Origin of the sequence: Citricoccus sp., from assembly GCF_035445025.1 — a bacterium.
Taxonomy (GTDB): Bacteria; Actinomycetota; Actinomycetes; order Actinomycetales; family Micrococcaceae; genus Citricoccus.
The window spans coordinates 20,200-40,296 of sequence record NZ_DAOMPX010000027.1 but is presented as its reverse complement, the minus strand read 5'-3'; the positions used below and the strand labels follow the sequence as shown (position 1 = coordinate 40,296).

Below are 20,097 nucleotides of genomic sequence, written 5' to 3'. Positions count from 1 at the left end.
CCCCGCCCCCGCGAGGGCCCTCGGATAGTCCCGTCCGACCGGCCCGGGTCCCCGGGGCCGGCGCCCTGTATGCACGACGCCCGGCGGGGAGCTCCCCGCCGGGCGTCGTGCATGCGCTGGCTCGGGCCCGGTGTGGGCCCCGGGGCGCAGCGGTGTCAGGTCAGTACCGTCGGACGGCCTCGGGATGGGCGGCGAGCTCCTCGAGGGTCTCCCGGTGCACCCGCCGCTCCACGATGAAGGACAGGAACGGCACCACGCCGCCACCGGCGATCAGCAGCAGCCGCATCCCGTGCCAGCGCATGAGCGACCACAGCCGGAAGGCGGCCACGAGGTAGACCACGTACAGCCAGCCGTGGGCGATCAGCACGGCGATCGAGATGTTGAATCCGCCGGTGACGGAGTCCTCGGGCTGGAACGAGAGCGAGTTGGGGCTGCCGTCGATCGTGGTGCCGCCGGCGTAGAGCTCCGTGCCGAAGCCGTACTTGAAGATCATCTCGACCACGAGCAGCAGCAGCATGATGCCCGTGATCCACGCGCAGACCTTGTACATGGTCAGGGCGGAGCGGATCTGCTGGTGCGTGCCGGCGAAGCGGCGTGGGGCCTCCCGGCCCGGACGCGGCGGCGGCGCCGGCAGGTCCGCCTCGGTGATGTCCTCGGGGTCGGGCAGGGTGTTCGGGTCCACCGGGGGCTTCTGGTCCGGTCTGGTCACGGCTTCTCCTGGGATTGCGGGGATGGCGGGGATTGCGTCGGGGAGGCTGAGACCCCGTGGAAGCGCTCGTACTCCTCGGTGGCCCGGCGCTTGGCCTCGCGGGCCTCGGCACGGCGGCGCTCGAGCTCGCGGGCGCGCCATTCCTCGGCCCACCGGCGGTCGAGTGCCTCCTCCTCGCGTTCGCGGTTCACGTCGTCGCGGAGGAAGCGCCACCACAGGTACAGCGCGAAACCGGCGAACACCACCCACTCGATGGCGTAGAAGATGTTCATCCAGTTGTAGGTGGTCTCCTGCGGCTGCGGCCCCACGGTCACGGGTTCCAGCTCGCCGCCGGCCGCCCTCGCGCCGACCTCCCGGCCGTCGGCGTCCGCACCGGCACCAGGCTCGGCGGGGTCGTCGCCGGAGCCGCCGGCGAGCACGTCGGAGGCCACCACGAACCCGGCGTAGGAGGGCATGTCCCACAGGTTGATCAGCTCGGCCGAGGACAGGTTGGCCAGCACGTAGCCGTGCCCGGTCCGTTCCATCCCCTGCGGCTGCGGTCCCTCGGCGGGCAGCAGGCGTCCCTTGACGGACAGCTGCCCCTCGGGAGCGGGGTCCGTCCGAGCGGGGTCCTCGGTCCAGCCGCGCACCACGGGGATGACCTCGCCGGCCGGGGCGCCGTCCACGGCGAAGGCGGTGACGGCCCAGTAGCCCTCACGCTCGCCCAGCAGCCGCGGGTGCACGAACACGTCCGTGCCGGGGACGAACCGGCCGGTCATGGTCACCACCTGGTCGGCCTCCGTGCCGAACATGGCGGCACCGGGCCGGAAGTGCGCGGTCAGGGGCACGGGCGTCTCGGTCTGCGTCAGCGGCGGCGGCGCGGAGGCGGCGTTGTCCATCTGCCACTTGCCGAGGAGCACGAAGACACCGGACACCACGAGCGCCAGGATCAGTCCGGCGATCCAGATGGGTCTCAGGGCGGTCTTCAGCACCCGTCAAGACTACGCGGTTTCTCTACCCTCCGTAGAACTCGAGGTGCTCGGCAGCCCGCCCCGGCCCGGGTCGCGCACGGAGCCGCGGGCCGCCTCGACCAGCAGCGCGTGGGCCGCCTCGTCCGTGGCCGCGTCCTGCGTGGCCAGCTGGGCCCGGACCCAGTGCCGGTAGCGGTCGGCCTCGGCGGTGGCCCGCTCGGCGTCCCAGCCGAGCAGCGGGGCCGCCAGCGTGGCGACCGGGCCGGCGGCGGCGGCACCGCCGTCGTCCACCTCGAACACCGCCCGGATCCGCCGGGCCAGCACGTCCTGGACCGAGCGAGCGCCCTCGTGCGTGACCGCGTGCACCACCTCGGCGACGAGGTGGCCGGGCAGCCCCGGCAGCTCGGCGGCCAGCTCCGGATCCGCCACGGCCAGCGCGATCACCTCCGGCGCGCCCGAACCGTAGCGGTGCAGCAGCGACTCCACCACGGCGGGGTGCAGCCCGGAGTCCGTGGCCAGCAGCGTCCGCCGGTTCCACGTGGGCACCCAGCCCTGGGCCCCCAGCAGCGGCAGGCCGGCGGTGCAGGACTCGGGGACGCCCTGCCCCGAGCCGGTGACGTCCTGTCCGGTCAGCGGCCCGGTGCCCGGCGCCCCGGGGGTGGCGACGGCGGTGTCCACGGCGTCGGCGGCCATGGTGCGGTAGGTGGTGAGCTTGCCGCCGGCCACCACGGTCAGCCCGGGCAGCGGGGTGGCCACCACGTGCTCGCGGGAGATCTTCGTGGTCGCCGTCCCGGATTCCTCGGCCGGGGGCTCCCCGATCGGCTCGGCCTCCCCGGCCGGCGTCACCAGGGGCCGCAGCCCGGCGAAGACCCCGACGACGTCGGCCCGGCTCAGCGGCTCGGCCAGCACCGCGTTGGCCGTGTCCAGCAGGTAGTCGATGTCCTGGCTCGTGGCCGCCGGCTGGTCCGGGCCGAGGTCCCAGGGCGTGTCCGTGGTGCCGATGATCCAGTGCCGGTCCCAGGGGATGACGAACAGCACCGATCTCTCCGTGCGCAGGATCAGCCCGGAGGTGGACGTGAACCGGTCCCTGGGCACCACCAGGTGGATGCCCTTGGCGGCGGTGACCCGCGGCATGCCCTCGGTGAGGGGGTGCTCGGTGCCGTCCGGGCCGCGCACGGGGATCTGCCCGGTCCAGACGCCGGTGGCGGTGATGACGCGGCGGGCGTGGACGGTGTGGCGCTGGCCCGTCTCCCGGTCCAGGACCTCGACCCCGGTGATGCCGGGGACGCCGCCGGCCGAGGGTCCGGTGCCGGTGCCGGTTCCGACGCCGAGGTAGGCCGTCACCTGGACGCGGGAGGCGCAGTGGGCGCCGTGCGTGGCGGCGGTGCGCACCAGCTCGATCACCAGCCTGGCGTCGTCCACCTGGGCGTCGTAGTAGCGGATCGCCCCGGCGTGGCTCTCGGGCCGCAGCCCGGGCGCGATCCGGGACACGGCCGCACGGCCCAGGTGCCGGTGGACCGGCAGGTGTCCGGTCCGCCCGGCGGCCATGCCGTCATAGAGCGCGAGGCCGGCCCCCACGTAGGGCCGTTCCCAGGCCTTGGCCAGGGGGTAGAGGAAGGGCACGGGCCGGACCAGGTGCGGGGCGATGTCCTCGACCAGCCGGCCCCGCTCGCGCAGGGCCTCGTGGACGAGGGGGAAGTCCAGCATCTCGAGGTAGCGCAGCCCGCCGTGCACCAGCTTCGAGGAGCGTGAGGAGGTGCCCCAGGCGTAGTCGGTGGCCTCGACCAGACCGGTGGACAGCCCCCGGGTGGCCGCGTCCACCGCGGTGCCGGCGCCGACCACTCCCCCGCCGATGACGAGCACGTCCAGCGGGTGCTCGGGAGTGGTGGCCGCCAGGACGGAGAGCGCCCGCGACCGGGACTTCGGCCCCAGGGCCCCTGCCGGCTCCACCGTCCTCGGCATGCTGGCTCAGATCTCGCGGGTCGGGGCCACGAGGACCTCGACCTTCTGGAACTCCTTGACGTCCGAGTAGCCGGAGGTGGCCATGGCGCGCTTCAGGGCACCCATCAGGTTGGAGGTGCCGTTGGTATGGTGGCTCGGGCCCCAGAGCACCTCCTGCAGGGTGCCGACGGTGCCGACCTCGGTGCGGTCCCCGCGGGGCATGTCCGCATGGGCGGCCTCCCCGCCCCAGTGCCAGCCGCGGCCGGGGGCCTCGGTGGCGCGGGCCAGGGCGGCGCCGAGCATCACGGCGTCGGCGCCCACGGCCAGGGCCTTGACGATGTCCCCGGAGGTGCCCACGCCGCCGTCGGCGATCACGTGCACGTAGCGGCCGCCGGACTCGTCCATGTAGTCCCGCCGTGCCTCGGCGATGTCCGAGATCGCGGTGGCCATCGGCACCCGGATGCCCATGGCCCGCCGGGTGGTGGAGGAGGCGCCGCCGCCGAAGCCGACGAGCACGCCGGCGGCACCGGTGCGCATCAGGTGCAGGGCCGGGGTGTACCCGGCCGCGCCGCCCACGATCACGGGGACGTCGAGCTCGTAGATGAACTTCTTCAGGTCCAACGGCTCGCGGTTCTGGGAGACGTGCTCGGCGGACACCGTGGTGCCGCGGATGACGAACATGTCCACGCCGGCGGCCAGCACGGTCTCGTAGTACTCCTGGGTGTGCTGCGGGGTCAGGGACCCGGCCACCACCACACCGGCCTCACGGATCTGGGCCAGCCGCTCGGTGATGAGCTCGGGCTGGATGGGCTGGGAGTAGATCTCCTGCAGGCGCCGGGTGTTGGACGGCGAGTAGTTGGTCGGCTCGAACGCGGCGATCTCCTCGATCACCGGGGTGGGGTCCTCGTACCGGGTCCACAGCCCCTCGAGGTTCAGCACGCCCATGCCGCCGAGCTTGCCCAGGGCGATCGCGGTGTCCGGGCTCATCACGGAGTCCATGGGGGCGCCGATGACCGGCATCTCGAAGGTGAACGCGTCGATCTGCCACCCGATGGAGACGTCCTCGGGGTCCCTGGTGCGCCGCGTGGGCACCACCGCGATGTCATCCAGTGCGAATGCCTGACGTCCCCGCTTGCCGCGGCCGATCTCGATCTGCTGAGTCACGCTTTCCAGCCTAGTGCAGACCTCGGACCCGCCGCGGACCGCACCGTCCGTCGAGTCAGCCGGCGCCGGGGACCACCGAGGGGGCCAGGCCCGCGTGCCCCGACGGGGCGTTCAGGGCCCCAGCAGGAGCGCCACCGCCAGGATCACCGGCAGGGACAGCACCGCGGAGGTGAAGACGATGTCCCGCACCAGCAGGTTGGGCAGCCTGAACTGGCTGGAGAACAGGAAGACGTTCTGGGCGGTCGGCAGCGCGGCCATGGCCACGACGCCGAACAGTTCCATGCCCTGCAGCCCCCAGGCGTGGTGACCCAGGAGCCAGGCCGCGACCGGCATCAGGATCAGCTTGACGAAGGACCCCCACGCGATGTCCGGGACCAGCACCCGGTCCCGGAACGGACGCTGTGAGGCCAGCGAGAGGCCGAACACGAACAGCAGCAGGGGGATGGAGGCCCGGCCGAGCATGTCCATCGGTGTCCAGATGACCTCGGGAGGGACCCAGTCCACGAGTGCCAGGACGGCACCGGCGGCGGTGGCGACGGTGACCGGGTTGGCCACGGATCTCAGCACCGTCCTCCCCAGGCGGGGCTGGGAGGATCCGGCCTGTCGGGAGCACCAGCCGAAGACGGTGAGGTAGACCGGGGCGATGAGCAGCAGCTGGGTCACCAGCACGGACACGGCGGGCGCGGAACCGCCCACCGCGTAGATCGCGATGGGCAGGCCGATGTTCCCGGCGTTGACGTAGGACGAGGCCATGGCGCCGACGGCGGTCTGGCCGGCGGTGCGCCGGAGCACCAGTCTGCTGCCGAGCGCGTAGCAGCCACCGGCGACGACCGCCGTGACGAGGGCGACGGGGGCATAGACGCCCACCAACGCCCCGAGGTCGATCTCCGCCACCAGCACCACCATGAGCAGCGGGTTGGTGACGTAGTAGATGGCCGGGGTGAGGCCCTGCTGGATGAGAGCCGTGGTGGCCCGTGGAAGCAGCGCGGCGGCCAGCAGCCCGATCCCGGTGATGACCAGGACGATGCTGAAGCCGAGGAGCACTCCTTCCACGGGCGGCGGGTTCCCGGTCCGCGCTAGCGGACGAGGCAGGGTCGCTTGGCGTCGAACTCCCACCCCGGGATCAGGTACTGCATGGACACGGCGTCGTCACGGGCGCCCAGGCCGTGCTCGAGGTACAGCCGGTGCGCCTCGGCCAGGCGTTCGCGGTCCAGTTCGATGCCCAGGCCCGGCGCGTCCGGCACGCGGACCTCACCGTCGGAGATCCGCAGCGGATCGGTGGTGAGACCCTGGCCGTCCTGCCAGATCCAGTGGGTGTCCAGGGCGGTGATCTCCCCCGGTGCGGCGGCGCCGACGTGGGTGAACATGGCCAGGGAGATGTCGAAGTGGTTGTTCGAGTGCGACCCCCAGGTCAGGCCGAACTCGTGGCACAACTGCGCCACGCGGACGGACCCGGCCATGGTCCAGAAGTGCGGGTCGGCCAGCGGGATGTCCACGGCATTGGTGCGGATGGCGTGGGCCATCTGCCGCCAGTCGGTGGCGATCATGTTGGTGGCGGTCTGCAGGCCCGTGGCGCGGCGGAACTCGGCCATCACCTCGCGGCCGGAGAACCCGCCCTCGGCACCGCAGGGGTCCTCGGCATAGGCCACGACGCCCTGCATGCGCCGGCCGAGCCGGATCGCGTCCTGGAGCAGCCAGCCGCCATTGGGGTCCAGCGTGATGCGCGCGTCCGGGAAGCGTTCCTTGAGGGCCGTCACCGCGTCCACCTCGAGGTCGCCGGACTGGACGCCGCCCTTGAGCTTGAAGTCCTGGAACCCGTAACGGGCCTGGGCCGCCTCGGCCAGGCGCACCACGGCGTCCGGGGTCATGGCCTCCTCCCGGCGGATCCGCTCCCAGTCGTCCGCACCGTGCGGTTCCCGCAGGTAGGGCAGGTCGGTGCCGTCCGGATCGCCGATGTAGAACAGGTAGCCCAGCATCGGCACGGACTCCCGCTGCTGGCCGTCGCCCAGCAGTTCGGCCACGGGCACGCCGAGGAACTGTCCGTGCAGGTCCAGCAGCGCCGACTCGATCGCGGTGACGGCGTGGACGGTGGTGCGCAGGTCGAAGGTCTGCAGACCGCGCCCGCCGGCGTCCCGGTCGGCGAAGGCCGTGGCGATCCCCCGCAGCAGGCTGCGGTACCGGGCCACCGGCTGGCCGGTGATCCGGAGCCCCGCCTCCTCGACCGTGCCGCGGATCCTCTCCCCGCCGGGCACCTCACCCAGGCCCGTGCGGCCCTCGGAGTCGGTGATGATGACGATGTTGCGGGTGAAGAACGGCCCGTGGGCCCCGGAGAGGTTCAGCAGCATCGAGTCGTGCCCCGCCACGGGCACGACCTCGACGCCGGCGATCGTGGGCTGGCCGGTCATCGCTCACCACCGGTCTCGAGCGTGATCTCGCCGTCGACCCGGCGGTTCAGGTGCCACGGGTTGGCGTCGCGCACCGGCGCCGGCAGCAGCGCCTCGGGAAGGTCCTGGTACGCCACCGGACGGAGGAAACGCTCGATCGCCAGGGTGCCGACCGACGTCGTGCGCGAGTCCGAGGTGGCCGGGAACGGGCCGCCGTGGACCATGGCGTGCCCGACCTCGACGCCGGTGGGCCAGCCGTTGACGAGGATGCGTCCGACCTTGCGCTCCAGTTCCGGGATGAGCGGAGCCGCCGCGGCGTGGTCGGCCTCGGTCAGGTGCAGGGTGGCCGTCAGCTGGCCCTCCAGCGCGCGGGTGGCCGCGACCAGTTCGTCCAGGGAGGAGTAGCGGATGAACAGGGAGGCCGCCCCGAAGATCTCCTCGTGGAGCACCTCGTTGGACCGGAAGGTGTCCACGTCGGTGCCGTAGACCACCGGGGCCGGGGCGTTCTCGGTGGCCCCGTCCCGGCCCTGGCCCACCGCGGCCACGCCCTGCTGGGCAGAGAGGTGCGCGACGCCGTCGGTCCAGGACTTCGCGATCCCGGCGGTGAGCATGGTCTGTCCGTCCTTCTCGGCCACGGCGCGGGACACCGCGGCACTGAAGCGGTCGCCGTCCTCGCCGGCGGGGACGAAGACGAGCCCCGGAGCGGTGCACAACTGGCCGGAGGATCCGGTCAGGGAGGTCACGAAGGCGGCGGCCAACGAGTCCAGGTCCTGCTGGCTGCCGGCGAGCGCCCCGGCGAAGAAGTAGACCGGGTTGATCGAGCTCATCTCGGCGTACACCGGGATCGGCTCCGGACGGGCGGCGGCGGTGGCCATCAGCGCGGTGCCACCGGCGCGGGAACCGGTGAAGCCGATGGCCTTGATCCGCGGGTCCGCGGCGAGCGCCTGGCCCACCGAGGAGCCCGGCCCGTAGATGAGGGAGAAGACCCCCGGGTGCAGCCCGAGGTCCCGCACGGCCTCGGTGATGGCCCGGCCGACGATCTCCCCGGTGCCGGGGTGGGCGTTGTGGGCCTTGAAGACCACGGGGCAGCCCGCGGCCAGGGCCGAGGCGGTGTCACCCCCGGCGGTGGAGAACGCCAGCGGGAAGTTGCTGGCGCCGAAGACGCCCACCGGCCCCAGGGGGACCTTGCGCTGGCGGATGTCCGCACGCGGCACGGGCGTGCGGTCCGGCTGGGCCGGATCGATGCGGACCCCGTGGTGGTCGCCCTGGCGGACGACGCGGGCGAAGAGCCGGAGCTGGCCGGTGGTGCGGCCGGTCTCCCCCCTCAACCGGGCCTCGGGCAGCCCGGTCTCGGCCATGGCGCGGGCCACGAGCTCGTCCCGGACGGCCTCGATGTTCTCGGCGATCCGGTCGAGGAAGTCCGCGTGGGTCCCCGGGTCGAGGGTGCTGAAGGAGGCGAAGGCCTCCTCGGCGGCGGCGGTGGCGCGGGCCAGCTGCTCGTTGTCGATGAGCGAGTACGCCGGCTCGAGCCGCTCATTGGTGGCCGGGTCGTGGCCGTGGGCGGTGCCGCCGTTCCCCGGCAGCGATGCGCCGGCGACGATCGAGTGGCCGGTCAGTGCGGTCTGGGTCAAGGTCATGGTTGCTCCTTCGGGTCGGTCAGGAGGGGTTCAGGCCACCGGTGCCGGGGAGGCCGGGCGCACCCCGGCCCTCTCGATCAGGGCGGACAGGTCGCTGCGGTCCTGCTCGGAGAGGTCGTGCAGCGGAGGACGGACGATTCCGGCCTGGCGGCCGATGGCCTGCAGCCCGGCCTTGACGATGGAGACGCCGAAGCCCTTGCCGCGGTCGCGGATGTCCAGGTAGGGAAGCACGAAGCGGTTGAGCTTCTCGGTGACGGCCTCCCGGTCCTGGCGGCGCACGTCCGCGTAGAACTCGAGGGCGAACTCGGGGACGAAGTTGAACATCGCCGAGGAGTAGGTGCTCATGCCCAGCTGCAGCAGCGGCAGGGCGTAGGTCTCGGCGGTCGGCAGGCCGCCGAGGTAGAACATCCGGTCGCCGTTGCGGGCATAGACCTTGGACAGGTGCTCGATGTCGCCGATGGCGTCCTTGAAGCCGATGAAGTTCTCGTGGCGGCGGGCCAGCTCGGCGACGGTCTCGGCCGAGTAGATGGCGTTGGCGCGGTTGTAGACGATGACGGCCGTCCGGGTGGAGCCGATGACGGCGGAGGCGTGCTCCAGCAGGCCCTGCTGGTCGCATTCGGTCAGGTAGGGCGGCAGCAGGAGGATCCCCTCGGCGCCGGCCTCCTCGGAGGACCGGGCCTGGGCGATGGCCTGCCGGGTGGACCCTCCCGCGGAGCCGAGCACCGGCACCTCGGGGCGGGAGGACTCGACGGCGGCGCGCACCACCTGGGCGTGCTCCTCGTTCGTCAGGGAGAAGCCCTCCCCGGTGCCGCCGGCGGCGAACAGGCCCGCGACGTCGTGACCGGACTGCCAGGCCACGTGCTCACGCAGGGCGGCCTCGTCCACGGACAGGTCCTGGGCGAAGGGCGTGACGGGGAAGGACAGCAGGCCGTCCTTCAGGCGGGCGGCGAGTTCAAGCGGGGTGTAGTGGGCCACGAAGAGCATCCTCCTGGTCGGCAGCGCGGAGCGTCCGTGCTGGGGTCTGGACGGCAACCTGGCCGTTCACTGACCACCGTAGGAACGCCTCATCATTCCTGTCCAAGCCCGAGTTTGTATCCTTCAATACCTTGGCGGCATCACCACTCGCCTCCGGCGTCCAGGAGTTCCAGCACCCGCTGCATGGCCGGGTTGGCGTTGCGCTGGTTCCAGATGAGGTGGAGCTGGACGGTCCCCCGCGCCCGTTCGCTGAGGTCGAGGTACTGGACGCCGTCGACCCCCAGCAGCCTGGCGCTGGCGGGCACGAAGGCCACTCCCCGCCCGGCCCGCACCAGGGCCACCATCGTGGTGATCTGCCCCACGGTGTGGACGACCTGCCCGTGGTCGACGGGGAACAGTCGCACGATCAGGTCGTAGAAGTAACGCGCCGTCAGGGGCGAGTGCATGATCAGCGGGATGCCCCGGAGGTCCTGTTCGCCGATGCCGCCCCGGACCTCCGCCAGCGGGTGACCGGAGGGAACGGCCAGGACGAGGTCCTCGGCCAGCAGCAGGTGCGACTCGAAGGTCTCGGCATCGAAGGGGGGCCGGGCCAGCCCGAGGTCCAGGGACCCCTCCAGGAGCGCGGCGGCCTGCTGCCGGCTGACCAGTTCGGACAGCTCGAGCGTGATCCTCGGCAGGGCCTCCGAGATCGCGGTCAGGACCTCTCCCAGCACGCCGAACCCGGCGGCGGCCGTGAAGCCGATGCGGACGACGCCCTCCTGGCCGGACGCGATGGAGCGGGCCGCGGCCGGAGCCCGGTCCGCGGCGGCCAGCAGTTCCCGGGACTCGGCCAGGAAGGCCCGGCCCGCGGCGGTGAGCTCCACGTTGCGGTGGTCCCGGTTCAGGAGGGTGACCTGCAGGGAGCGCTCCAGCTTCTGGATCTGCCGGCTCAGGGGCGGCTGGGTCATCTGCAGGCGCTCCGCCGCCCGGCCGAAGTGCAGCTCCTCTGCCACTGACACGAAACACCGGATCTGGTCGAGCGTAAACATGATGCCTTTCGAGTATCACAACATGCAGGATGGGGCTTGGACATGCATCCTACGGACTTCATAGGCTCCTGGAGCAACCGGTTCGTGAGCCACTTCACACCGCGTCCCGTGGTCGTCCGGAGTCCCCACCGGACCGGCAAAGATCCACGGCATCGACATACCGAACCTCTAGGAGCGAACGGCCATGACGTTCTTCACCACTCGCCGCACAGTCCTCTCCGTGGCATCCGCCGCCGCGCTGCTCTCCGTGACCGCTTGCGGCGGCAACGTGGGCGGCGGCACCGCCGACGCAGCCGATTTCCCCAGCGGCCCCGTCAACATCACCGTGGGCCAGGCGCCGGGTGGTTCCACCGACCTGATCGCCCGCGCCGTCGGTGAGGGCATGTCCGAGGACCTCGACCAGCCGGTCACCGTGGTGAACCAGCCCGGGGCCAACGGGGCGGTGGCCACCAAGGAGGTGTCCGGCAAGGCGGCGGACGGCTACGAGCTCGTGCTGCTGAACGCCTCCCTGATCACGATCACCCCGCTCGCGGTCTCCGAGGACGAGGCGGTCACCCTGGACGACCTCGACGTCATCAAGGGCCTGTCCCAGGACGACTACGTGCTCGTGGCCTCCGCGAAGTCCGGCTTCGAGAACCTCGAGGACATCCAGGCCGCCGGGAACCTGACCTACGGCACCACCGGCGTGGGCACCGGTTCTCAGCTGGCCCAGGCCGTCCTCTTCGCCGAGGCCGGCATCGACGGCACGGAGGTTCCCTTCGACTCGGGCTCCCCCGCACTCACCGCCGTCATGGGCGACCAGGTCCAGGTGGCGACGATCCAGCTCGGCGAGGCCAAGCCGCAGATCGACGCCGGCACCGTCACCCCGATCATGACCTTCTCGGCCGAGCGCAACGAGTTCCTGCCGGACACCCCGACCGCCACCGAGGCCGGGTACGACATCCCGGTTTCCCAGTACCGCGCACTCGCCGCGCCGAAGGGACTGCCCGAGGAGGTCAAGACCCGCCTGGCGGAATCCGCGGACGCCGCCCTGGCCACCGAGGCCTACCAGTCCTTCAACCAGGACAACCTGCTGACCCCGCACGAGATCTCGGGCGAAGAGGTCACCGAGGAGTGGAACTCGCTGCGGGACCGCTACGCCGAGCTCGTCGAGGAGCACGACATCTCCCTGACCGGGAACTGATTCCCCTGGCCACGGCAACTGATCGGATCGAGCCCATGCCCCTTCCCGCCCGCGAGCACCTGGACGGCCCCGTCGAGACCACCGACCCCCTCGACCCGGTCGAGGCGCAGACACCGGAGGAACTGGTCGCCCAGTGGGAGGCCGAGGCCCCACCGCAGGCCGGCCCGGTCGCCAACCTGGCGGCCAGCCTGGTGGTCCTGGCCCTCGGCATCGGCGGCATCGTCCTCGCGGTGGGGCTCGGCATCGGGACCGCGTCCTCGCCCGGCCCGGGGACCTGGCCGCTCGCCGTGAGCGTGCTGGTCACGGTGCTGGCGCTGGCCCAGGCCGTGATCGGCCGTCACGGAGGCCAGGGGGGCGAGAAGTTCACGCGGTACTCGTGGATCACCCTCATCGGCTTCCTGACCCTCGTCGCCATGGTGGTGCTGATCCCCCTCATCGGTTTCGAGATCCCGGCACTGTTGCTGTGCCTCGTGTGGATGAGGTTCCTGGGCGGTGAGGGCTGGCGGTCGACCATCGTCTACTCCCTGCTCATCGTCGCGGCGTTCTACGCCATCTTCATCGCGGCACTGGGGACCTCCATCCCCCACCTGATCTGACCCCGACGAACCGCGAAGGACCACCCCCGTGGAATTCCTCCAACCAGTCCTGGACGGCTTCGGCGTCGTCCTCGAACCCACCAACCTGCTCTACTGCCTGCTCGGCGTCACCATCGGCATGCTCATCGGCGTGCTGCCCGGCCTCGGCCCCGCAGCCACGATCGCCATCCTGCTGCCGCTGACCTACGGTGTCGAACCGGTCACCGCCATCATCATGCTGGCCGGCATCTTCTACGGCGCCCAGTACGGCGGCACCATCACCTCCGTGCTGCTGCGGCTGCCCGGCGAGGCCAGCGCGGTGGTGACCGTCTTCGACGGCTACCAGTTGGCCAAGCAGGGCAAGGCCGGCACGGCGCTGGGCATCGCCGCCATCGGCTCCTTCGTCGGCGGCACCGTGGCCATCATCGGCCTGACGTTCCTGGCGCCGCTCGTGGCCGGCTTCGCCCTGGACTTCGGCCCCCCGGAGTACGCAGCCCTGGCCCTGCTGGGCATCCTGCTGGTGGCCACCATCAGCAACGGCCCGAAGGTCAAGGCCCTCATCGCCGCCGCGGTCGGACTGCTCCTGGCCACGGTCGGCCGGGACGCCTTCACCGGCGCGGAGCGCTTCACCTTCGGCAATCTCTCCCTGGCGGACGGGATCGACTTCGTCCCCGTCGCCATGGGCCTGTTCGGCGTCGGAGAGATCCTGTACAACCTGGAGGAGCGCCACCGGGCCGCCAAGGCCCCCACCTCCGTCAAGAACGTGTGGCCCTCGCGCCAGGACCTGAGGACCTCCGCCCCGGCCATCGGGCGCGGATCGGTGCTCGGCTTCTTCCTCGGCATCCTGCCCGGCGGCGGCGCGACCATCGCGTCCCTGGCCGGTTATGCGGTGGAGAAGAAGGTCGCCAAGGACCCCTCGCGGTTCGGCAAGGGTGCCGTCGAGGGCGTCGCCGGCCCGGAGACCGCCAACAACGCGGCCGCCACGAGCTCCTTCATCCCCCTGCTGACGCTCGGCATCCCCGCCAACGCCACCATGGCCATCATCTTCGGCGCCCTGCTCATCCAGGGCGTCACGCCCGGACCCGAGCTCATCAACGCCCACCCGGACCTGTTCTGGGGCGTGGTGAACTCCATGTACATCGGCAACATCCTGCTGCTGATCATGGCCATCCCCCTGATCGGCGTCTTCGTGCGGATCCTGCGCGTGCGCGCCGCCATCCTGGCGCCCATCACGGCCCTGATCACCCTGCTGGGCGCCTACACGATCCGGAACTCCATGTTCGACGTGCTGCTCGTGGTCGTCTTCGGCGCGGTCGGCTACCTCATGAAGAAGTTCGGGTTCGAGCCCGGGCCCCTGGTGCTGGCCTTCGTCCTCGGCGCCCTGCTCGAGTCCAGTCTGCGCCGCTCCCTGCTCGTGCTGGACGGCAACCTGCTGGGCATGATGGGCCGCCCGATCTCGGCCACCCTGGTGATCCTGTTCGTGGCCGTGGCCGTCTTCCCCCTGATCAAGTCCCTCCTCGACCGCCGCACGCACCATGCCGTGGTGGACGAGGCCCTGCGGAGCGGACCTGCGCCCCATGCCGCGTCCGGCACCCCGTCCGATACCCACACGAAGGAGAACGCATGAGCATCCTGGTCGGATACGTCCCCACCCCCGTGGGCGAAGCGGCCATGGCCGCCGCCATCCAGGAGGCCACCCTCCGGGACGTGGAGCTGCTGATCGTCAATTCCCAGCGGGAGGGAGTGCTGGCGGATCCGTCGGTGGCCTCCGACGCTGACATCGAGCGCGTCGCCGACGCCGCACAGGACGCCGGAGTGAACGCCACGGTGCTTCGTCCCACCCACCGGGACGACCTGACCGACGCCATCCTCGACCTGGCCCAGGAACACGATGTGGACCTGATCGTCATCGGACTGCGACGGCGCACCCAGGTCGGCAAGTTCATCATGGGATCGCACGCCCAGCGGATCCTGCTCCAGGCCGACCGGCCCGTGCTGGCGGTGAAGGAGGACTCCGCCTGACCGTACCGGCTCAGTCCGTGGACCGGCCCGTCGATTCCGCCAGGAACCGGCGGGCCGAGTTGCGCAGGTGGCCGCGCATGGCGGCGGCGGCACCCAGGGCGTCCCCGGCAGCGACGGCGGCCGCGACGGCTGCGTGTTCGGCCGCCACCACGGCGGAGCGCCGGCCGGCACCGGCCTCCTCACCGGACTGGTCCAGGCGGGCGCGTGGCATGGCGATCATGGCCGGCCCGAGGACGTCCAGGGCCTGCAGCAGCAGGGGGTTGCCCGAGGCCTCGGCGACCGAGCGGTGGAAGGCGAAGTCGAGGGCGAGCAGCTCTGCCGGCTGGGCGGGAATCCCTGCGCGGGCCCGCTCGGCGAAGGCCCGCTCCGCTCGGGTCACGGCGTCTGCGGACTCGCCGCTGCGGCGCGCGGCGGCCAGCGCCGCGGCCTCGGACTCGATGGCCACCCGGTAGTCGATGAGGTCCAGGCGCTCGGCGAGGGTCGAGGCCGGAACCTCGTGGGGCACCTGCGCCCCCACGCCGGCACCTGACGGCGGGGTGAGCACGAAGCTGCCGCTGCCGCGCCGGGTGTGGACCAGGCCCTCGGCCTGCAACCGCGTCATGGCCTCGCGGACCACCGTGCGGCTGACTCCGTGCTCGGCCACCAGCTGGTTCTCGCTGGGCAACTTGTGGCCGACGGCCAGCTCGCCGCTGACGATGCGCCGGCGCAGGTGGTCCACGAGGACCTCGGTGCGCGAGGTGCCGGCACGGGGCGCTGTGGGATTCATGGACACATTCTGGCAGGCACATACCTCCGGGCCGGCCGTGCGGCCGGCCCGGAGGTATGTGCCCCGGTCATTCAGGCGCGGCCGAACTCCGCGGTCTCGAGGGTCCAGGCCCGGGCCCGGTCGCTGACGGTCACGCCGAGCCCGGGGCGCTGCGGCAGGAGCATGCGCCCGTCCTTGGTCTCGAGGCGCTCGTTGAAGAGCGGGTCGAGCCAGTCGAAGTGCTCCACCCACGGCTCGCGCGGATACGTGGCCGCCAGGTGGAGGTGGATCTCCATCGCGAAGTGCGGGGCGAGGTCGAGTCCGGCCTGGTCGGCCAGGGTCGCGAGCCGCTGGAACTGGGTGATGCCGCCGACGCGCGGGGCGTCCGGCTGGATGATGTCGCAGGCCCGTGCCGCGATGAGGCGTTCGTGCTCGGCCACGGAGGCGAGCATCTCCCCGGTGGCGATCGGGGTGTCCAGCGCGGCCGCGAGGTCGGCGTGGCCCTGCACGTCGTAGGCGTCGAGCGGCTCCTCGATCCAGACCAGGTCGAACTCCTCCAGGCGGCGCCCCATCCGCAGGGCGGTGGCACGGTCCCACTGCTGGTTGGCGTCCACCATGAGCGGCACGTCCGGGCCGATGTGCTCGCGCACGGCGGCCACCCGGCGCAGGTCCTCCGCGGAGTCCGGCAGGCCGACCTTGATCTTGATGCCGCCGATGCCCTCCTCGATGGACTGGGAGGCCCGTTCCTTGACCTCCTGGATCGAGGCGTTGAGGAAGCCGCCGGAGGTGTTGTAGGTCCGCACGGAGTCCCGGTGGGCACCGAGGAACTTCGCCAACGGCAGTCCGGCTCGCTTGGCCTTGAGGTCGTACAGGGCGATGTCGATCGCGGCCAGTGCCTGGGTGGCGACCCCGGAGCGCCCGACGGAGGCACCGGCCCACAGCAGCTTGGTGTACAGCCGGGCGATGTCGTTGGGGTCCTCGCCGATCATGGTCTCGGCGACCTCGCGGGCGTGGGCGTACTGGGCCGGCCCGCCCGCGCGCTTGGAGTAGGAGAAGCCGAGGCCCTCGTGGCCCTGCTCGGTGACGATCTCCGCGAAGAGGAAGGCCACCTCGGTCATGGGCTTCTGCCGCCCGGTGAAGACCTTGGCGTCAGAGATCGGCGTCGCCAGGGGCAACCGGACGGTGGAGAGCGTGACGTGGCGGATGGCGTCCGGCGTGTAGGCAGATGCGGTCATGGGGGTCTCTTCCTCGGCGTGGGATACAGGGGCGCGTCCCGGTCAGCAGGTCATCTCATCGTACAAGTCACCAACTTGTAGAACAAGTGCCACTGCGGGGTTCCCACGCACGGACGGGACGGCTCAGCCGGTGCCCGCCGGGCCGGCGTCGCCCTCAAGGACCCCCTGCGGCGAGACGTGCTCCAGGATGACCCGGCGCAACCGGCTCGCGGCGGTGTTGTCCCCGTTCTCGTTCCAGGCCAGGTGCAGGTCCGCCCGGTTGAGCTCGAGGAGTCCGGCGTGACCGGTGATCTCCTCGGCCACGACGCCCGGAGGGGCGAAGTCCATGGCCGAGGCCGGGACGAGCGTGATGCCCAGGCCCGCGGCCGCGAAGGCCAGCAGCGCCGGGACCTGGCTGGCCAGCTGGGTGACGGTCGGGGTGACGCCGGCACTGTCGTACAGGCGCATGACGAGGTCGTAGAAGTAGCGGGCCTCCGAGGTGGAGTACATCATCAGCGGCTCCCCCTCGAGGTCCTTCAGGCGCACACCCTCACCGGTGGCCAGCGCATGACCCTGCGGAAGTGCGGCCACCAGGTGGTCCTTGAAGACCAGCTCGGTGCGGACCCCCGCGCGGGAGACGATGGGGCGCAGCAGGCCGAGGTCCACCGCTCCGCGGGAGAGCGCCTCCAGCTGGTCGGCCGAGACCGCCTCCCGCAGCACCAGGGAGACCCCCGGCAGGTGTTCACGGGCCAGCCGCAGCAGCCACGGCAGGACGGACTGGCCGGCGATCGCGGTGTAGCCGATGACGATCGAGCCGACGTCCCCGGTGGAGACGCGGCGGACGTCCAGCTGGGTCTTGGTGCAGAGGTCCAGGATCTGGCGGGCACTCGGCAGCAACGCCTGCCCGGCCGGCGTGAGCTCCACCTTCCGGCTGCTGCGGAGGAACAGCTGGGCGTCCAGCTCCCTCTCCAGCAACTGGATCTGCCGGCTCAGGGGCGGCTGGGTCATGTTCAGCCGGGTGGCCGCCGCGCCGAAGTGCAATTCCTCGGCCACCGCCACGAAGGACTCCAGCTGGATGAGGGAGAACATCGATCCACTCCTTGGATGATTGTGTGCACATATTAGCTTGGACGCGCATCGATCCCCGGCCCTACGTTGAAGGCGTGAACGCACAGACCTCCAGCCCCGCGAGCCCTCGACTCACCCCCTCCGGCCGCGCCGGGACCGGCCCGGTGACCACCGGCCCGGCCACCGCCGGCCCGACGATCACCGGGGCCACCATCACGCCGGTGGCCTTCGCGGACCCCCCGTTGCTGAACACGGTGGGCGTGCACGAGCCCTTTGCCCTGCGGGCGATCGTCCAGGTCCACACGGATGCCGGCGTCACCGGGCTCGGGGAGACCTACGGGGACGCCGCCCACCTGGCCCGGCTCCGCCTGGGCGCCGAGGCGGTCGTCGGTGCCGACGCCTTCAACACCAACGACCTGCGCCGCCGGATCACCCGGGCCCTCGCCCGGGACACGACGACGGGCGGTCACGGCATGAGCGGGATGGTCACCGGCTCGGCCACCGCGGACCGGGTCCTCTCCCCCTTCGACGTGGCCTCGCTCGACCTCCAGGGCAAGGTCCTCGGCCTGCCCGTCAGCAGTCTCCTCGGGGGCGCCCTGCGGGATTCCGTCGCCTTCAGCGGTTACCTGTTCTACAAGTGGGCCGGCCACCCCGGGGCCGGACCGGACGCCTTCGGTGAGGCCCTGGACCCCGCCGGCGTGGTGGCCCAGGCCCGCGCCCTGGTGGACGCCCATGGTTTCACCGCCCTCAAGCTCAAGGCCGGTGTCTTCCACCCCGACGCGGAGTGTGAGGCCATCGAGGCGCTGCGCGCCGAGTTCCCGGACCTGCCGTTGCGCATCGACCCCAACGGCGCGTGGACCGTGGAGACGTCCGTGGCCGTGGCCGAACGCCTGGGCGGGATCCTGGAATACCTCGAGGACCCGACGCCGGGGATCGACGGCATGGCCACCGTCCGGCGCCGCACGGGCACACCCCTGGCCACCAACATGTGCGTGGTCGGCTTCGCGGACATCCCGCCGGCCGTCGCGGCGGGTGCCGTGGACGTCGTGCTGTCGGATCACCACTTCTGGGGTGGGTTGCGCCGGTCCCAGATGCTGGGCGGCGTGGCGGAGACCTTCGGCTGGGGGCTGTCCATGCACTCGAACTCCCATCTCGGGATCAGTCTCGCGGCCATGGTCCACCTGGCCGCGGCCACCCCGAACGTGGACTACGCCTGTGACACGCACATCCCCTGGAAGGATCCCTCCGAGGACGTCGTGGTCCCCGGCGTGCTCGCCATCCGGGACGGCTCCGTGGCGGTCCCCACCGGCCCGGGGCTCGGCGTCGAGCTGGACGAGGACGCCCTGGCCCGGTTGCACGAGCAGTACCTGCGCGCGGGCCTGACGGAACGGGATGACACCGGGTACATGCGCCGGTTCCAGCCGGACTTCGACCCCTCCCCGGCCCGGTGGTGAACATGGCCCGCCCTGGCCCGACGCCGGCCGGCCGGCTGTCCGTGCTCGTGACCGACCCGATCATTGCCCGGTGGTCCGGCGTGCTCACCTCAGGCGCTCCCCGTCACCACTGGATGTTCCTCACGGAGGCCGACGAGGACACCCAGCGCCAGGCGGCCGCGGACTGTGACGTGCTGGTGTGTTCCCGGTTGTCCGCGGAGACGGCGGCCGGGGTGGGGGCACGTCTCGTCCAGGTCACCGGCGCGGGCCTGGACCGGGTGGCCGTGGACGCGCTCCCGGCCGGCACGGAGGTGACCACCACCGCCCACCACGAGCGGGCGATCGCCGAACACGTGCTGATGTCCGTCATGGCCCTGGAACGCCGGCTGCTGGTCCGGGACCGCAGCCTGCGCGCCGGGACCTGGCGGACCCTGGCCACCGACCCGACCGTCCCGGCGTTCCGCACCCTCGACACGCTGGTGCTCGGCGCGGTGGGCCTGGGCGGCATCGGCGCGGAGACCCTCCGCCTGGCCGAGTCCTGGGGCATGGCCACGCTGGCCGTGCGCGGCACCCCGGACGCCCCGCTGCCGGAGGGGGTGTGCCCGCGGTGGGTCGGCGGGACCGGCGAACTGCCCCGCCTGCTGGCCGAGGCCGACGTCGTGGTGGTGTCCGTTCCCCTGTCCCCGGCCACCCAGGGAATGATCGGGGCGGCGGAACTGACGGCCATGAAACCGGACGCCGTGCTGGTGAACGTCGCCCGGGGACCCGTGGTGGACCAGGCGGCGCTGCACGCGGCGCTCACGGCGCCGGCCGGGACCCCCACGGCGATCGGCGGGGCCGCGCTCGACGTGTGGTGGGGGCCACCGTCACCGGGCCGGACGCCCCCGGCCGAGCACGACTTCACCGCGCTGGACAACGTGGTCCTCACCCCGCACTGCTCCGGGCATGCGGAGTCGACCTTCGCGGGCCGAGCCCGGGACATCGCCGCCAACGTGGAGCGCTTTGCCGCGGGGACACCGCGGCTCGGTGTGGTGAGGTCTGGACCGCGCACACGCTAGGCAGGCCGGAC

Annotated in this window: 18 protein-coding genes; 6 read left to right on the top strand and 12 right to left on the bottom strand. The window is 72.0% G+C overall.

Features of this window, described 5'->3' with window-relative positions; genetic code table 11:
• Positions 1-160 precede the first annotated feature (160 nt).
• The 9 genes from PLJ28_RS10010 to PLJ28_RS09970 all read right to left on the bottom strand — a co-directional run bounded on the left by PLJ28_RS10010 (position 161) and on the right by PLJ28_RS09970 (position 10,788).
• Positions 161-709, bottom strand: a complete 549-nt coding sequence (locus PLJ28_RS10010) for a DUF3817 domain-containing protein (protein ID WP_183527318.1) — start codon at positions 707-709, stop codon at positions 161-163.
• Positions 706-1,680 (bottom strand): SURF1 family protein, encoded by a 975-nt coding sequence (locus tag PLJ28_RS10005; protein WP_324590091.1) that lies wholly within the window; start codon positions 1,678-1,680, stop codon positions 706-708. Before PLJ28_RS10005 ends, PLJ28_RS10010 begins: the two co-directional genes overlap by 4 nt.
• A gap of 9 nt (positions 1,681-1,689) precedes the next feature.
• Positions 1,690-3,621: a glycerol-3-phosphate dehydrogenase/oxidase gene (locus PLJ28_RS10000; protein ID WP_324590090.1), complete on the bottom strand. Its 1,932-nt coding sequence runs from the start codon at positions 3,619-3,621 to the stop codon at positions 1,690-1,692.
• Between the two features lie 6 nt (positions 3,622-3,627).
• On the bottom strand, positions 3,628-4,764 hold the full coding sequence (locus PLJ28_RS09995; protein ID WP_298045736.1) for a GuaB3 family IMP dehydrogenase-related protein: 1,137 nt from the start codon (positions 4,762-4,764) through the stop codon (positions 3,628-3,630).
• A 111-nt stretch (positions 4,765-4,875) separates the two neighbouring features.
• The gene (locus PLJ28_RS09990) at positions 4,876-5,808 is read right to left on the bottom strand and encodes an AEC family transporter (protein WP_324590089.1); all 933 of its coding nucleotides are present in this window, start codon (positions 5,806-5,808) and stop codon (positions 4,876-4,878) included.
• Positions 5,809-5,840: 32 nt separating this feature from the next.
• Entirely contained in the window at positions 5,841-7,169 is a 1,329-nt protein-coding gene (locus tag PLJ28_RS09985) for an enolase C-terminal domain-like protein (RefSeq protein WP_298045732.1), read from the bottom strand.
• The gene (locus PLJ28_RS09980) at positions 7,166-8,785 is read right to left on the bottom strand and encodes an aldehyde dehydrogenase (NADP(+)) (RefSeq protein ID WP_324590088.1); all 1,620 of its coding nucleotides are present in this window, start codon (positions 8,783-8,785) and stop codon (positions 7,166-7,168) included. The genes PLJ28_RS09985 and PLJ28_RS09980 overlap by 4 nt, the downstream gene beginning before the upstream one ends.
• 30 nt (positions 8,786-8,815) lie before the next feature.
• Positions 8,816-9,760, bottom strand: coding sequence for a 5-dehydro-4-deoxyglucarate dehydratase (kdgD, locus tag PLJ28_RS09975; protein ID WP_298045729.1), 945 nt, complete (start codon positions 9,758-9,760; stop codon positions 8,816-8,818).
• Between the two features lie 140 nt (positions 9,761-9,900).
• Positions 9,901-10,788 carry a LysR family transcriptional regulator gene (locus PLJ28_RS09970; RefSeq protein WP_298045727.1) on the bottom strand — a complete coding sequence of 296 codons (888 nt, stop codon included), beginning with the start codon at positions 10,786-10,788 and terminating at the stop codon, positions 9,901-9,903.
• Positions 10,789-10,972: 184 nt separating this feature from the next.
• Here PLJ28_RS09970 and PLJ28_RS09965 point away from each other — a divergent pair, with 184 nt between their 5' ends.
• Genes PLJ28_RS09965 through PLJ28_RS09950 form a run of 4 tightly spaced genes read left to right on the top strand, consistent with a single transcriptional unit; the run spans position 10,973 to position 14,568 of the window.
• Positions 10,973-11,971: a Bug family tripartite tricarboxylate transporter substrate binding protein gene (locus PLJ28_RS09965; RefSeq protein WP_298045725.1), complete on the top strand. Its 999-nt coding sequence runs from the start codon at positions 10,973-10,975 to the stop codon at positions 11,969-11,971.
• 35 nt (positions 11,972-12,006) lie between these two features.
• Positions 12,007-12,567 carry a tripartite tricarboxylate transporter TctB family protein gene (locus PLJ28_RS09960; protein ID WP_298045723.1) on the top strand — a complete coding sequence of 187 codons (561 nt, stop codon included), beginning with the start codon at positions 12,007-12,009 and terminating at the stop codon, positions 12,565-12,567.
• Between the two features lie 28 nt (positions 12,568-12,595).
• On the top strand, positions 12,596-14,173 hold the full coding sequence (locus tag PLJ28_RS09955; protein WP_298045721.1) for a tripartite tricarboxylate transporter permease: 1,578 nt from the start codon (positions 12,596-12,598) through the stop codon (positions 14,171-14,173).
• Positions 14,170-14,568, top strand: a complete 399-nt coding sequence (locus PLJ28_RS09950) for a universal stress protein (RefSeq protein ID WP_298045720.1) — start codon at positions 14,170-14,172, stop codon at positions 14,566-14,568. The genes PLJ28_RS09955 and PLJ28_RS09950 overlap by 4 nt, the downstream gene beginning before the upstream one ends.
• Positions 14,569-14,578: 10 nt before the next feature.
• On the opposite strand, the gene PLJ28_RS09945 is transcribed toward PLJ28_RS09950, so the two are convergent.
• The 3 genes from PLJ28_RS09945 to PLJ28_RS09935 form a co-directional block, all read right to left on the bottom strand.
• Complete coding sequence (locus tag PLJ28_RS09945; protein ID WP_298045718.1) at positions 14,579-15,334, bottom strand: FadR/GntR family transcriptional regulator; 756 nt, start codon at positions 15,332-15,334, stop codon at positions 14,579-14,581.
• 71 nt (positions 15,335-15,405) lie between these two features.
• Positions 15,406-16,548 (bottom strand): L-talarate/galactarate dehydratase, encoded by a 1,143-nt coding sequence (locus tag PLJ28_RS09940; RefSeq protein WP_298043191.1) that lies wholly within the window; start codon positions 16,546-16,548, stop codon positions 15,406-15,408.
• Positions 16,549-16,671: 123 nt separating this feature from the next.
• Positions 16,672-17,616 carry a LysR family transcriptional regulator gene (locus tag PLJ28_RS09935; RefSeq protein WP_298043190.1) on the bottom strand — a complete coding sequence of 315 codons (945 nt, stop codon included), beginning with the start codon at positions 17,614-17,616 and terminating at the stop codon, positions 16,672-16,674.
• Between the two features lie 143 nt (positions 17,617-17,759).
• Between PLJ28_RS09935 and PLJ28_RS09930 the strand changes: the two genes are divergently transcribed.
• Together PLJ28_RS09930 and PLJ28_RS09925 are read left to right on the top strand one after the other, a co-directional pair.
• The gene (locus PLJ28_RS09930) at positions 17,760-19,049 is read left to right on the top strand and encodes an enolase C-terminal domain-like protein (RefSeq protein ID WP_298043197.1); all 1,290 of its coding nucleotides are present in this window, start codon (positions 17,760-17,762) and stop codon (positions 19,047-19,049) included.
• Between the two features lie 2 nt (positions 19,050-19,051).
• Positions 19,052-20,086 (top strand): 2-hydroxyacid dehydrogenase, encoded by a 1,035-nt coding sequence (locus PLJ28_RS09925; RefSeq protein WP_324590087.1) that lies wholly within the window; start codon positions 19,052-19,054, stop codon positions 20,084-20,086.
• Positions 20,087-20,097: the final 11 nt, after the last annotated feature.